The organism is Rhodococcus sp. 14-2483-1-2, from assembly GCF_002259405.1.
Lineage (GTDB): Bacteria > Actinomycetota > Actinomycetes > Mycobacteriales > Mycobacteriaceae > Rhodococcoides.
Map to the genome: position 1 here is coordinate 415,376 of NZ_NPFW01000023.1, position 15,511 is coordinate 430,886.

The window sequence follows — 15,511 nt, forward strand, 5'->3', positions numbered from 1 at the left end:
TAGCGAGGTGACTGCAGTAATCGAGTTCGAAGGCGACCGCGACAGCACGGACGGTATGCACGGTGCACGAGTGTGCGCCGCGTGGGCCGCAGCGGAGAAGACCGCCGACTACGTGGTCTACGAGCGCCACGGCCGATGGGTGTACGCAAGCGGGTCGCGAGCGTCGATCATTCTGCGACGCAGCGATGTTCGCACTGTCACCGCAGAGGGCGTACGAGTGGCGCCGTGGTCGGGCCGACCCGCACTGGCATTGGCAGCAGCGTTCGCAGAGCTCGGGTTGACCGACTGGCGCGCGTATGGCTGGCTCGGCTTCGATTTCGGTGCGCCCAGCCTGGGAGTCGCCGAGCACGTGGACGCGTCGTCCGTGCTCGCACACCTACTGGTACCCGAATTCGAAGCATGGGTGGGATCGGACGGAATCAGCTTCGCGGGAGCCGACTCCGAAACCGAGCGCAGACTGACCGAGCTCGCCGCGTCGGTGCCCGACGAATCGGTTCGGACACGCGCAGTGGACGTCGACGTCGACGACACGGGTTTCCGGGACACCGTTGCGCAGGCGATCTCCGAGATCCGTTCCGGCCGCTACGAAAAAGTGATCTTGTCTCGAAAGATCATCGTGCCGTTCGAGGTGGACCTACCCAGGACCTACGTACAGGGCCGCATGTCCAACAGTCCGGCACGTTCGTTCCTGATTCGTATCGGTGGGCTGGAAGCCGCTGGCTTCAGCCCCGAGCTGGTGGGGTCGGTCGACGCGGACCGCACCCTCATCGCCGAGCCGCTTGCCGGCACCAGGGCATTCGGGCGAAGCCCCGAACTCGACCTCATTGCACGTGAGGACCTGTTGTCGGACGCCAAAGAGATCGCCGAGCATGCGGTGTCCGTCCGCACCGCGTTCTCCGAAGTGGACGGCGTAGCCACGCAGGGTACGACGGCCGTCACCACGTTCATGGTTGTTCGCGAGCGCGGAAGCGTCCAACACTTGGCCTCGACGGTGCGTGGAACCCTCGCGAACGATGCTGGGCCGTGGGACGGGATCGAAGCAGTGTTTCCGGCGGTCACGGCATCCGGTGTCCCGAAATCCGAAGCCGTCGAGGCAATCTATCGTTTGGAAGGCAACGCTCGCGGGTTGTATTCCGGGGCCGTGGTCACTGCATCCTCGAACGGTGAGGTAGAGGCGGCGCTTGCACTCCGAACGGTGTTCCGCGAGGACGGCACGGCCTGGATCAGGGCGGGTGCAGGCATAGTCGCGCAGTCGAACCCCGATCGAGAGTTCGAGGAAACCTGCGAGAAACTTGCCAGTGTCGCACCGCACCTCGTCGAACGCACGGTCTCCGAGAGGTCGAACAAATGACGATCGACCACCGTCGTCAACGGATGTGGTTGTTGCACAAACTCGCCCCACAAGACATCGCGCTCAACCTCGGACTGGCATTGGAGCTGACCGGTGCCCTCGACATCACCTCGTTGGACAATGCAGTGCGGCTCGTGGCCGGCACCCACCCTGTCCTGCGGACCGTCTACACCGAGGATCTCGACGGTAATCCGGTTGCCCGAATCGAGGAACACGGCGTGGGGCTAGTCTCCGTCGGACGCATCGAGTCGCAGGACCGACTTGAGATCGTGGTTCGCCGCGAATTCGCCCACGTCTTCGATCTGGAACGCGAACACTCGATACGCGTCAGCATCGTCGAGTGTGAACCCTCGAAGCACGTGCTGGTCGTCGTGGCGCACCATATCGCGTGGGACGACGGGTGTTGGGCACCGTACCTATCCTCGCTGACCGACGCATATCAGGGGCACGGTCTCGTATCACCTATCGAATTCGTTTGCGAAACAGGCTCATCTGCGTCGGTCGAATATTGGAACGAGAAGCTCGGAAACGTCCCGGAATCGATCGAGTTCCCCGGTGAAAACGGACTGACGCGCTCCGCGCGAAGCGATTCCGCGATCGTCCGGTCGACCATGAGCGCATCGTCGACAGCCGCGCTCGTGGCCGCCTCCGAGACGACGCACTCGTCGGTCTTCGAGATCCTTTTGGCGATCTTCGAGATCGTCGTGTCGAGGTACTGCCGTGCCCGCGAGTTCACGATCGCCGTGCCGATCGACAATCGGGACGATTCACTGTCCGTCGGCCGAATCGGTTATGTCGGAAACACTCTCGTTCTACGCGCGACGATCGACCCGCACCGGTCGATCGGGGAGGTGCTGCACGCGGTGTCCCACGACCATCGGCAGGCTCGACGACACGCCGATGTCGAGCTCGACGACATCGTGCGACGGGTCAATCCGGATCGCGCTGGAGGCACCAACTCCGCTGTACGACTCTGCTTCTCGGAAAGAAGCACTCTGACGGCACTGTTCGAGCCTGCTGGTGTGCACGCGCGGGTTCTCACCTCGGATGTGGGCTGTACTCAGGTTCCGCTGAGTCTGGAGTTCGAGATGGGGGAGGAGTGCGTGCTGCGTCTCGAGTACCAGACCGACGTACTGGCCGAAGCCGTGGTCCTGAACATTCTCGGTTCCGTTCGGCGTGTTCTGGACGCCTTCTTACTCGGTGGTACACGAACACCCGTAGCTGACGTCCCACTGTGGACAGAGCCCGAACGGGATGCGATCCTCGCGCGCTCGCGCGGCATTGCTCGCCCCGTCGAACCGAAGACACTTGTCGAACTCTGTGCAGAACAACTGATCTCGACGCCGAATGCCGACGCTGTCGTCGACGACGCCATCTCTCTGTCGTACCGGGAGCTGGACCGCCGATCGACGACGATGGCGCACTGGTTGATCAGCGAAGGCGTGGAGCCGGGTTCGACTGTGGCGACGTTGTTTTCGCACTCCGTGGAACTCGTTGTCGCGGCCCTGGGGATCCTGAAGGCCGGTGCGGTGTACCTCCCACTCGACAGGACCCTTCCGCTGGACAGACTGCAGTACATTCTCGACGACGCGGGGGCAACGGCAGTGCTCGGTGATACGGCAGGACTCGACGTGGGCGACGCGCGCCCACTCGGCGCGAGTGGTTCCCACGTCGGCAAGACCGACCTCCCTTCGGTGCATCCAGGTGCCCCCGCCTACATGGTCTATACGTCTGCGTCGACAGGGCCGCCCAAAGGCGTGGTGGTCTCGCATGCGGCCATCGTCGAATACCTCGAGTGGATCATCGACAACGGCCGACTGGGCATCGGTGATTCGGTTCTTCAGGTCGCGTCACCGGGGTTCGACGTCAGTATCGGAGAGATCTTCGGGTGTCTGGGATCCGGTGCGCGACTGGTGGTCCCACGTCAGGGCGGACTGTCCGACGTCGGATATCTGACCGACGTGCTGCGGGCGCGAGACATCTCGTCGATGCACTTCGTGCCCTCCCTGCTGGCGACGTTTCTGACATTGCCGGGGGTCGATCGGTGGACGTCGCTTCGCCGAGTTCCCGTGGGAGGTGAGCCTTTACCCGGGCCGCTCGCCGATCAGTTCAACGCGATGTTCGACGCCCGTCTGTACAACTTCTACGGCCCCACCGAGACGACCTTGGCAGCAACCCAGTACGAGGTGACATCGGTCCAAGGCGCATGCGTGGTGCCCATCGGAACTCCGAAGGACAACACCCAGGTCTACGTACTCGACGAACGAATGCGTCCGGTCGGACTCGGAGTGATCGGTGAACTCTACGTCGGCGGAACGCAACTGGCGCTGGGTTACCACGGCAGGCAGGCTCTGACGTCGGAGCGGTTCGTCGCCGACCCGTTCTCGACGGGTGGGCGTCTCTACCGAACGGGCGATCTCGGCCGATGGTCTCGTGACAGCGGGCTTGAGTTCATCGGCCGCGTGGACCAACAGGTAAAGATCCGCGGATTCCGCATCGAGCGCAGTGAGGTCGAGGCCGTCATCGCGTTGATCGCCGACGTCGATCAGGTCTTCGTCGACGTGGTGGATCACCCCGTTCGAGGCACTGTGCTGGTGGCCTACGTGGTCACCGACCAGGACTCAGCGTTGGAACACCGAGTTCGGACGGAGGCCGCAGCGTTGCTTCCCGGCTACATGATTCCCGAGCGAGTCGTGACGGTCGATCGGATCCCTGTCACCACGAACGGCAAACTCGACCGTGCGTCGTTGCCCTGCCCCGAGTTCGAGACGGTCGCCTCCGGTCGCGCTCCGAGGACGGACACCGAGGCGGCGCTCGCCGCGATGTTCGCATCGCTCGTCGGTGTCGACTCCGTCGACGTCGACGATTCGTTCTTCGATGTCGGAGGACACTCGCTGTCCGCGGTGAGACTCACCGCCCGGATACGAGCGGAATTCTGCGTGGACATACCGGTGCGAGAGGTGTTCTCGTCACCGACCGTCACTGCCTTGGCCGAGATGATCGACCTCGCCGTGGTGCGACTGCGTCGTCCACCCTCTGCCCTGCGGCCCCCGATCGTTCCGGTCGACGACGACCTCCGCTCTCCGTTGTCGATCTCTCAGATCGAGATCTGGCTGGCCCACCTCGATACCGTCGACGACACCGACAACCTGGTGTTCGGAGCCGAGATCACCGGACCGGTCGACATCGACGCACTCGAGAAGGCGCTTGCCGACCTCGTCCGACGGCACCGGATCCTGGCCACGTCGTTCCCCTCCGACGACGGGGTCCCTGTTCGTCGATACCTCGACGAGAGCCCGACTGTTGCTCGGTCTCGCTCGAACGTACCGAGCGAACAGCTGCTGTGGCGAGCAGCGCAGTGCCGGATAGAAATCACCACCGGCCTACCCATCCGCGCCGAGTTGGTGGTTCGTTCACCGGCGGAGTCGCTGCTGATCCTCGTCGTGCACCACATCGCGTGTGACAGCTGGTCGGCACCGATCCTGTTCGCGGACTTGGCTACCGCGTATCGAGCACGATGTGCGGGGTCGCCGCCGATGTGGTCACCTCTCGTACACCAGTACCCGGACTTCGCGGCATGGCAGGCTCGCCTACCGTCGCTGGCCGAACAGGCCGAATACTGGAGAACCGAACTTCCCTCGGAGCCGCAGTACGTGCCTGGTCCACCGGCCTCTGTGCGAGCAGTGGATCTGGCCCCCGATCCGCTCCTCATGGAACAGTTCGACTCGCTTGCCGCGCAGGTCGATGACGCCGTTGCTGCAGCAATTCTCGTCACGACCGCGCTGGTGGCGGCCCTGTCCGGGGCCGACGACATCGTCGTCCGGACCCCCATACCGGGTCACGTTCCTACGGCTGCGGACGGGATGGTCGGCCCCCTCGTCAACAAGATCGCGGTCCGGACCCGTATGACCGGATCCGAGGACGTAGCCACAGTCCTGACTCACATTGCCGAGCGGATCTCGGCCGGGTTGGACCACAACGACGTATCACCAGGTTTCGAGGCGTCGCATGGGCCGACGGCGGTACTGGGGCGAACGTCCGGACCGCGGGTTAGATTCGGTCTTTCCGGTGTTCTGTCGACGCTGCCCAGCGTTCATCCTGCCGGTACGACCGACCTGACAGTCACGTTCGACCACGATCCCGCCGGATTGGCCTGTCGGATCGAGTTTTCCGAGAGTCGGTACACGAGCGAGCAGCTCACGTCGCTACTGCCCCGGATCGTCGCCGACCTCGCCGAACACCCCTATCGGCAGATCGGTGGCGCGTTGTCGCGTGCCGTACCGAAAGCGAGTACACGATGAAGACACCGTTGCTGGTCGTGATCGGCGGCGGCCCGAAGGCGTTGGCCGTCGCCGCGAAAGCGAAGGTCCTCGGCGATCTCGGTCTCCCCGCGCCACGGGTGACGATCGTCGAGAAACACGGTATCGGTGCCAACTGGACCGTCGTAGGAGGCTGGACCGACGGCACTCATCGGCTCGGCACCAATCCGGAGAAGGATCTCGGATTCCCCTACCGTTCCGTGGATTTCAGAGGATTCAACCGTCATGTAGACCATTCCATGAGTCGATTTTCCTGGAGCTCGCACCTCATCGCGGCCGGAACGTTCGGCGAGTGGATCGACAGGGGCCGCCCGGCACCACGTCATCGTGAATGGGCGCGGTATCTTCAGTGGTCAGCACAGCAGGCCGACGCCGAGGTGGTCCTGGCCGAAGCCGAACAGTTGTCGATCGTCGACGATCGCTGGGTGATCCGCTGCGGCGGTGCCACCGAGGAGCCGCTCGTCGCCGACGCCGTGATGATCACCGGTCCTGGTGCGGCGCACAGTGACTGGGAGCACCTCGGAGATCGCATCGCCGGCCCCTCGAAGTTCTGGAACCAGGTCGCAGATCGCTCGGTTCCCGTCGTGAACCGAGCGGCGGTCATCGGCGCAGGAGAGACGGCGGGCGCGATCCTGCACCAGATGAGCACTCTCGACGCGATGAGTATCTCCGTAATCGCGCCGCGCGCAAGTCTGTTCACCCGAGGCGAGGGATACTTCGAGAACAGTGTGTTCACGGACAGCGTGCGGTGGAACGCCCTCAGCCTGGTGCAGCGGCGCGAGTTGATCAATCGAGCGGATCGGGGTGTGTTGTCCACCCGCGTAATGGAAGAGCTGCGTCTGGACACCAGGGTCGGTCATGTCGAAGGCCGAGTGAGCGGCGTACAGGCCGTCGGAGACCATGTCACAGTCGGGATCGACACTGCCAGTGGGTACGTCAGCCAGAACTTCGACTATGTCATCGATGCACGGGGTGGAAGAGACCTGTGGATGCTCGATCTCCTCGACGAATCTGCCCGTGATCGACTCGAACTCGCGATCGGTGGGCCTGCGACGTCCGAGCGAGTACAGATGTCGATCGAACGGTCCATGGCGGTCGACGGACTCGGTCCCGCCCTGTTCCTCCCCTCGCTCGCCGCGTTACGGCAGGGACCCGGTTTCCCCAACCTCAGTTGCCTCGGTCTTCTGTCCGACCGTGTCTGCGCTGGGCTCATGGAATCGACAACGCTCACAACATCACTGACGAACGGAGCAAGAAGTTGATCAGCAAGGACGACGTGCGGGCGGTGGTGTCGGAGGAGATCGGGATGGATTCCGGTTCGTTCGGCGACCACGACGATCTGGTCGGGCTCGGCATGCACTCGCTCAAGCTCATGAAGATCGCGGGCCGGTGGCGCAAACTCGGGCATCAGGTGAACTACTCCGAACTGGCGTTGGCACCGACGGTCGAGGCGTGGGCAGCGCTGCTCGGCGCGCCAGACGAGAAGCCGACGACGACCGAAACCGTGGACGACGAGAGCGACCCGGAGTTCGGGCTCGCCACGATGCAGCACGCATACTGGGTCGGCAGGCAGAGCGGTCTGAGTCTCGGCGGAGTCGCTGCGCATCTCTACGTCGAATTCGACGGCACCGGAATCGACGTCGATCGGCTCGGCCGCGCCGTCCAACGAGTAATCACTCGCCACGAGATGCTGCGAGTCGCCCTCACCGACAACGGAACTCAACGGATCCTTGCCGAAGCCCCGTCTCGGGTCTGGTCTGTCCAGGACTTGTCTTGCCTGGAACCCGATGCGGCAGAGCAGGTGCTGACGCAGACCCGCGAGGTCAAGAGTCACCAGTTCATGGACGTCGGAGCCGGCCAGGTCGTCGATTTCAGCGTGAGCGTGCTGCCGGAAGGCCGGCACCGCGTACACGTGGACGTCGACATGCTCGCCGCCGACGCCATGAGCTACCGACGCATCCTTGCCGATCTCGCCGAACTCTATGCAGCCGACGCCGATACGCTCCCGCCGATCGACTACACGTATCGACGGTACCTGGCGGACAGGGAACGCGCGGCAGACCGTACTGTGCTCGAGCGCGACCGGAGATGGTGGCGCGATCGGATCGACACGTTGCCCGACATCCCGTCACTACCGACGATCCCGGAAGTGGACCGCGCCGACGTCGGACGTAGTGTGCGCCTGCACCATCTGCTCGACGCCGCGCAGAAGAAGCGCCTGCACGAGGTTGCGTTCGGTCACGGGCTCACGCCGGCCGCAGTGTTGGGCGGGATGTTCTGCGAGGTACTCGCCGAATGGTCGACCTCGCGACACCTTCTCCTCAACGTGCCGCTGTTCAACCGAGAGCAGTTGCACCCAGCTGTCGATCAGGTCGTGGGTGACTTCACCAATTCGGTGCTTCTCGACGTCGATCTCACCGACGCACAGTCCGCACTCACGCGGGCTCGGCAGTTCCAGCACACTCTTCACACGGCCGCGTCGCACAGTGCGTACGAGGGCCTGAACGTGCTCCGAGACCTCGGACGAAACCGGGGCGGTCCCATCACTCCCTCCGTCGTCTTCACATCGGGTCTCGGTCTCGGAGAACTGTTCTCCGAGCGCGTGACCGACGTGTTCGGAGAACCGGTCTGGATCCTGTCGCAAGGACCACAGGTCGATCTGGACGCGCAGGTGGTCGAGACCGGCGGTGGAATCCTCGTCAACTGGGACGTGCGCCGCGACGCGCTGCCTGCAGGCGTGATCGAGACGATGTTCGCACGCTACGTCGAGCTGATCGAGAACGTACTCGATGTGGCATTCGACTGGACTTCGGTCGCACCGGTCCGGTTACCGGCCGCGCAGTCGGCGCGCCGCACGCAAGCGAATGCCGGCGTTTCGGCGAGCCTGGCATCCCGCACCCTTCATGACGCCTTCTTCGACGTAGCCCTTGCCCGCCCCGATCGGATCGCACTGCGGTGGGGCGATGGCGAGTCGTACACCTACGGCGAACTGGCCACCGATGCCCTGCGGGTCGCGCAGTGCCTGGCCGCTGCCGGGGTGGTGCCGGGCGACACCGTGGCCGTTGTGGTTCCCAAGGGGCACCGCCAGGTCCTGGCGGTGCTGGGTGTGCTTGCGGCGGGCGGCGTCTACCTTCCCATCGGCGTCGATCAGCCACTCGAGCGGACGTCGAAGATCGTCGAATGTGGCAGCGTCCGGATCGCGGTCGTCGACGGCGGTACCGAGCTGCCCCACACGACTCCGCGACTGGAACTCGTCGATGCTCTTCGCGCGGCGCCCGCTACAGCTCGCGCGGTCGTCTCACCGGAATCGATTGCGTACGTGCTGTTCACATCGGGATCGACAGGGGAGCCCAAGGGCGTCGAGGTGCCACATACCGCCGCGGCCGCCACGATCGACGCCATCATCGGCCATTTCGATCTGACTGCGGACGATTGCCTCATCGGGCTCTCCGCGCTCGAATTCGACCTGTCCGTGTTCGATATCTTCGCTCCGTTGGGGATCGGTGGGACGCTCGCCTGTGTGGAGGCCTCGGTCAACCGTGATGCGCAGGCGTGGAGCGCGCTGATCCACAGGTTCTCGGTCACCGTCGTCAATGCAGCTCCGGGATTGATCACGATGCTCGCGGACACGGCATCCACCGCCGAGATCTCCAGTGTGCGGTTGATTCTCACCGGAGGCGACCGCGTCGACGCAGCGGTGGCTCGACGCCTACGAGCAGCGGTCCCCGGCCTCCGGTTCGTCGGACTCGGCGGTACGACCGAGACCGCGATCCACTCGACGATCTGTGAGGTCACCGCGCAGTCGCCGGAGTGGACGTACCTGCCCTACGGCAGGCCGATGAGCGGGGTCGCGTGTCGGGTGGTCAACTCGCGAGGTGAGGATTGCCCCGACTGGGTACGGGGCGAAATCTGGATCGGCGGACGCGGCGTCGCCCACGGGTATCGAGGCGACCCCGAACGCACAGCCGATCGGTTCGTCTCCTATGGCGGACAACGGTGGTACCGCACCGGGGACATAGGACGCTACCTGCCGGACGGCACCCTCGATTTCGTCGGCCGCGCCGATAATCAGACCAAGGTTCGTGGCTACCGAGTGGAGCTCGGCGAAATCGAGGTGGCGATGAGGCAGCTGGCCGGCGTCGACACCGCCGTGGCCGCAGTGATCGGTGTCGGTGCCTCCGCGAGAATCGTGGCAGCCGCACATGGGCACGCTCTGGATTCGGAGACGATTACGAAGGGTCTGTCGGTGAAGCTGCCGAACTACATGCTCCCCGATTCGGTGACGATCCTGGACGTCGTGCCGGTCACCGGGAACGGCAAAGTGGATCGCGCCGACATACTCGGCGTACTCCGAGAATCGGCGGAGAGCGCGGTGCGGGCGTCGTTCGTGCCGGCAGCCGACGACGTGGAGGCCGCGTTGGCGTACCTCATGGAGCAGATCCTCGAGGTCGAGTCACTCGGTGTGGAAACCGACTTCTTCGAGGCAGGCGGAAACTCCATCATGGCAACGATTTTCGTCGCCAAGGTTCGAGGCATGCTGTTGGTCACCGACATCACGATCAGCGACGTGTTCGACAGCCGAACCGTGCGTGTACTGGCCGAACGCCTGCGCATGCAGGACGCAGGAGGGCAGCTCGAGCGAGTAGCGGGGATACTCGTCGAGATAGCGAGCTGATCCAGATGTGAGGTCACTCGTCGAGCAGTGTCGCCAACTCACGAAGGTCGACGGCACCGAGGACATCCTGAGGCGCAACGGTGTAACCGGCGCGCCGAAGGGTGGTCACGAGGTCCATGACCCCGAGGCTGTCCAATGCTAGATCGGCGAGGCTGTCGGTCACGCCGAACCCTGTTGCCTGCACCAGAATCTTCTCCGCGACGGTGACCGGCTCCGCCGCAGTGTCGGCCGATGCGGCCCGGTCGAGTATCTTCGTCACCGCCGAGGTGTCCAGTTTGTCGTTGCGATTGAGCGGGATCGCGGCCACGTGAACCACGACTGTCGGAATCATGAAGTGCGGCAGTCGTTTCGCGAGAGCTGCACGCAGATGCGCAGTGGACGCACCCGAGACGACGAGTGCCGCGAGACGTGTACGACCTCTGCGTACGTCCACGACGACCTCGGCAGCCCGCACCTCGTCCAACTGCCGGAGAGCTGCAGCCACCTCACCGGGTTCGACTCGGTATCCATTGATCTTCGCCTGGTTGTCACCGCGCCCGAGGTACACCAGACCTGGATCGGTGTCCAAGCGCACCAGATCACCGGTGCGGTAACGCCGTCGACCGTTCTCGGCGGCGACGAACGTGCTTGCGGTGAGTGACGCCATGCCTAGATACCCAGTGGCCACTTGCGGGCCTGCCAGATACAGCTCGCCGACGCCACCGGTGGGAACCGGTCTCAGACGGTGATCGAGCACTGAGGCGGTCATGCGATCGAGTGGACCACCGATGGTGGTACGGGCATGGTCGGCAACGTCCGCCATCGATGCGTCGACAGTGGCCTCGGTCGGGCCGTAGAAGTTGAGAACGCGAGTGCCGGACAGGCATTTCAATCGCTGCCAGGTATCGACCGAGATCGCCTCACCGCCCAGGCCCAGGATCTTCAGTGGGCACGTCTGGGCACCCGGTACACCCGCGAGCAGCCCGGCGGCCGCGAGTCGAAGAAACATCGACGGCGAGAACTCCATGAAGTCCACTGCACTGTCGATGACGAACTCCACGAGTCGGGCAGGATCGGCGCGTACCTCCTCGGACACGAGTACCACCGTGTGTCCGCTCAGCAGCGCGATCGTCGGCTGCCACGCGGCGTCGAATCCGGTCGACCAGTTGTGCCCCACCCGTAGGGAACGTCTCAGTGTCGAGGAGGTAGGGCGATAGACCTGACGGTCGTGGTGACGCCACAGAGAAAGTAGGGCGGAGTGAGACGTGAGTACGCCCTTCGGTACGCCGGTCGTGCCGGAGGTGAATATTGCGTACAGCGGTGCCGACGGATGAGCGGGATTCGGCAGCGCGAGAACGGGTCCCGAGCCGATGCGACCGGCGGTATCGGGCGTTGCGATTGCGACCACCGTTGTGGCTCCCTGGTCCGCCAGCAGCAGTCGAGCATCGGAGAGCTCGAGTATCTGCTCGATTCGAGCCCGCGGAGTCGCGGGGTCCAGGTGCACACAGAATGCACCGGCCGCGGCGATTGCGAACGGGGCGTACAGAACTCGACGATCCCGTCCGAGCGCGACCGCGACCGCATCACCCGGGCGAACACCCACCGAAACGAGGTCCGAAGCGAGCGCATCGACGGCGGCTCCGAAGTCGGCGAAGGTCTGCGTTCCGAGGTCGTCGACGACGGCAATCTCGTTCGGCGTCCGGGCGACGACCTCGCGCAGGACTTCGGTGACCGATCGATCGATTCGTCCGTCACCTGCGGGGCCGGTCGTCACAGCGTGATCTCCGTCGATCGAGGTGTCCACCGACGCGAGGCTCGTTGCCTGCGTGAGTCGTTCGACGACGAGGAGGAATCTGGATGCGAGATCGTCCGGTGAGAACCGATCCAACAGGTCGGGACGAATCTCGACACGCACGATGATCTCGTCGTCGACGACGATGGGCATGACGACAACAGGGAAGTGACTGAGGGAGTCAACGCGCCCGGTCACCAGTCGAGCCGAGCCCGGTAGATCGATGACGGTGTCCATGCCTACCATGGGCATGTTCTCGAACACGAGCAGAGTGTCGAAGACGGCCTCGACGCCTGCTACGCGTGCTATGCGGCCCAAACCGATGTGCTCGTGTCTACGGAGGAGCGAGATCCGCTGCTGTAACGCACTTCCGGCGTCACGAGGAGAGTCCTCGCCCAGGCGAACCCGCACCGGCATCGTCGCGATCAGGGCACCGACCATTCGCTCGACGTTCGGCAGGGACGGGTCTCGGCCGTTCGTCGTCTGAGCGAACACGACATCGTCGCGGGAGACGAGCGAGGAGAGAATGCGCGCCCAGGCGAGTTGGAACACGGTGTTGGTCGTGAGCCCGTGCTGACGCGCCCAGGAATGCAGTGCCGCGCTCCGAACTCCGCCGAGGCGGGCCTCCCCGGTCACCGGCAACTGCGCGTCGGACGGAGTCGGCGGCGCGAGAGCAGGCATCGATTCGAGGCCGGCGAATTCCGCTGTCCAGGCGCGCACGGCTGCGTCGTCGTCACGGGAAGCGATCCAGGCAGCATGTTCACGGATCTGCGGTGGCGGCGGAAGAGTCGCGCCCGCACCCTGCAGCAGTGCGACGAGATCGGCGAACAGTACAGGCACCGACCAGCCATCGACGACGACGTGGTGAACGACGAAGACGAGTTCGAAATCGCCGTCACCGACCCGCGCTGCGACCACCCGAGCGAGGGGTCCGCGTTCGAGGTCGAACCGGCGGGTTCCCTCGGCCGACCAGCGTGCCCTCGCTCGCGCTGCGGGATCCGGATCGGACTCGTAATCGACTTCTTCCCAGCCGATCTCCGGTTCCGTAGGCACGACGAGGACCGGGTGTGGCAGACCCTCTGCGACGACCCGTCCGGCGAGATGCGGATAGCGTGAGACCAGACCGTCCACTGCGATGTGGACGGAGTCGAGGGAGCGCATCCCCTCGATCCGCACCGAGAACGTGACGTTGTACGGATCGATTCCCGCGGCACTTGCGCTTACGAGGTAGATGCTGCGCTGCAGCGGTGACAGCGCGACGATATCGGCGAAATCAGCGGTCATATTCTTCGCTCCACGAGTCGATGTGCGTGTCGAAGGAAACTGACGACGCCGGGATTACTTAACTAAGCCTATGCTAATCTCCTCAGCTGTACGTGTCGCTCGATCATGCGGCGCGGCATCGTCGCGGGAGATCCGAAATGTCCGAGTCAAATGTTCGAGCTCTGCCGAAGAGTGCCGGGAGGCAGCACAGTTCACGAACCTCGCCCGCCGGTGTGGTTCGTGTTCCGCTGTCGCTGACACAGCAAGCCGTGGTTCGAGCAGAACGATCGAACGGTCCCGCCCGATCGCATACGACCGTAGCGTGGGAGATCGCTCCTGCTCCCGATCACGAACGGCTGGAGCGAGCGTGCGTACGGCTGCTCGAGAACGCGGAGATCCTGCGCACCGTCTACCCGATGGATCGACGGCTTCCCTACCAACAGGTGGTCGATATTCCGACCCCGCTCGTCGACGTCGTGGACGTTCCGTATGCACCTGGTGAACCCTCGGCACCGTTCGATCTGGCGACGCAGATCCCCGTCCGAATGCGACTGCATCCGTCCGCGACCGGAGCCGTGCTGGCGTTGACCGTTCACCGCATCGCTGCCGACGAGGCGTCGACAGCGCTGATCGCCGAAACCATTGCACGTGGCTATAATTCGGACGACGAAGACAGCCCGCCAGCGCAATATCGCGACTTCTCGGCGTATCAGATCAGAGCCTCCGCAGCAGCCGACGATGCCGACCTCACGTACTGGACCGACCGACTCTCGGACGCTCCGGCGGGCTTCATCGCGCTGGCGACGAACTCGGAACAAGGCGAGTTCGTGTGGGAACGAGTTCTCGATCTGCCCTGCCTCGAGGCAGTGGATCCTACGTACGATGCACTGACGGCCACTGCCATTGCGGTACATCGCGAATGGGGTGTTTCGGACATCTCGATCGGGGTGCTCGACGCTGCGCGCGAATCACTGACCCGGTCGGTGATCGGCAATTTCGCCAACCACCTGATCTGTCGAATCGAGGTCGACGACACACGCACTCGGCACGAGGTTCTCGCTCACGTCACAGAGCGTCTGGATGCTGCGCGAGAACATGATTCGACCCGCATCGAGCGAGTCGGAGCGATTGTGTCCGAGGAATCTCGCACACGTGGGGTCTCACCATTTCAGGTAGTAGTCGAGATTCGCCCCGCAGGCCCACCGCAACTGCGCCTGGACGGGCACCGCGCAGAACCGATCGATCATCGAAGCGGTGTGCCGGCGGGAGTGGACTTGGCCGTCTCCATCGCATCGACCGGTGACGGCTGGGCGGTATGGATCGGGACCTCGCGGGCGTTGCGCGGCGTCGAGAATATCGAGGGTTTCATAGCACGGTTTCGCGAACTCCTCGACGGTGGTCCGCCGCCGGCGCGGCGTTCGCCTTCGGGACGGTGGGCGGTCGTTCGAGGTCGGGCCGTGGACGTCGACGGCGTCGAATCTGCCCTCGCTGCAATGGAGGGGGTGGCACCAGCGGTGGTCGAAGCACGGAGAACTGCCGACGACATACGTCTCGACGCGTACGTGACCGGCAACGCAGCCTCGGCCGACGCTGCGCTCGATGCGTTGAGGACATGTCTGCCCGCGGCAGCGGTCCCGGCGACAGTGACGGGTCTGGCAAGGCTGCCGCTCACTGCTTCCGGTGACGTCGACCGCGACGCACTCCCGGAGCCCGAACCCGAGCGGCAATCGGGATTCGGCGGTCCGGCTCGCACGGCGACGGAGGAAGCCGTCGTCGCTGCATTGCGGGACGTTCTGGCGCTCGACGAGAACATGGCGATCGGGCGCGAAGACAGTTTCTTCGGACTCGGCGGTGACAGCCTCGCGGCGCTGCGTCTCGTATCGGCTTTGAAGCGTTCGGGATTCGTCGTCGAGGCGCACATGGTGTTCGCGGCTCCTGTGGTAGCGGAATTGGCCGCTCACATGGACAGCGAAGCCAGGGGCGAATTCCCGGCGGCGGTTCCGGCAGAGGTGGCACCGATGGCCACATCCGGTCTCGACGAGGCTTCGCTGGATGCGCTGCGCAGGCGTCTTTCGTCTCGGTAATTTTCTGCACCAACCGTTTTGAGTTGAAAGTCTCTGCAGTGGAGAGAC

The 15,511-nt window shown here is 64.3% G+C and carries 6 protein-coding genes; 5 read left to right on the forward strand and 1 reads right to left on the reverse strand.

All coding sequences use genetic code 11. The features are described from left to right. Window positions 1–7: 7 nt before the first annotated feature. From CH295_RS27190 to CH295_RS27205, 4 genes are read left to right on the forward strand one after another with little or no spacing between them, the layout of a single operon-like run. Complete coding sequence (locus CH295_RS27190) at window positions 8–1,351, forward strand: salicylate synthase (protein WP_252342225.1); 1,344 nt, start codon at window positions 8–10, stop codon at window positions 1,349–1,351. Further along, window positions 1,348–5,652: a non-ribosomal peptide synthetase gene (locus CH295_RS27195; RefSeq protein WP_094742531.1), complete on the forward strand. Its 4,305-nt coding sequence runs from the start codon at window positions 1,348–1,350 to the stop codon at window positions 5,650–5,652. The genes CH295_RS27190 and CH295_RS27195 overlap by 4 nt, the downstream gene beginning before the upstream one ends. Further along, complete coding sequence (locus CH295_RS27200) at window positions 5,649–6,932, forward strand: SidA/IucD/PvdA family monooxygenase (protein WP_094742532.1); 1,284 nt, start codon at window positions 5,649–5,651, stop codon at window positions 6,930–6,932. Before CH295_RS27195 ends, CH295_RS27200 begins: the two co-directional genes overlap by 4 nt. Next, a complete protein-coding gene (locus CH295_RS27205) occupies window positions 6,929–10,345 on the forward strand; it encodes a non-ribosomal peptide synthetase (RefSeq protein ID WP_094742533.1) in 3,417 nt (1,138 codons plus the stop codon). Before CH295_RS27200 ends, CH295_RS27205 begins: the two co-directional genes overlap by 4 nt. 13 nt (window positions 10,346–10,358) lie before the next feature. On the opposite strand, the gene CH295_RS27210 is transcribed toward CH295_RS27205, so the two are convergent. Next, the gene (locus tag CH295_RS27210) at window positions 10,359–13,400 is read right to left on the reverse strand and encodes an AMP-binding protein (RefSeq protein WP_094742534.1); all 3,042 of its coding nucleotides are present in this window, start codon (window positions 13,398–13,400) and stop codon (window positions 10,359–10,361) included. A 137-nt stretch (window positions 13,401–13,537) separates the two neighbouring features. Here CH295_RS27210 and CH295_RS27215 point away from each other — a divergent pair, with 137 nt between their 5' ends. After that, window positions 13,538–15,463 (forward strand): condensation domain-containing protein, encoded by a 1,926-nt coding sequence (locus CH295_RS27215; protein ID WP_094742535.1) that lies wholly within the window; start codon window positions 13,538–13,540, stop codon window positions 15,461–15,463. Window positions 15,464–15,511 lie beyond the last annotated feature (48 nt).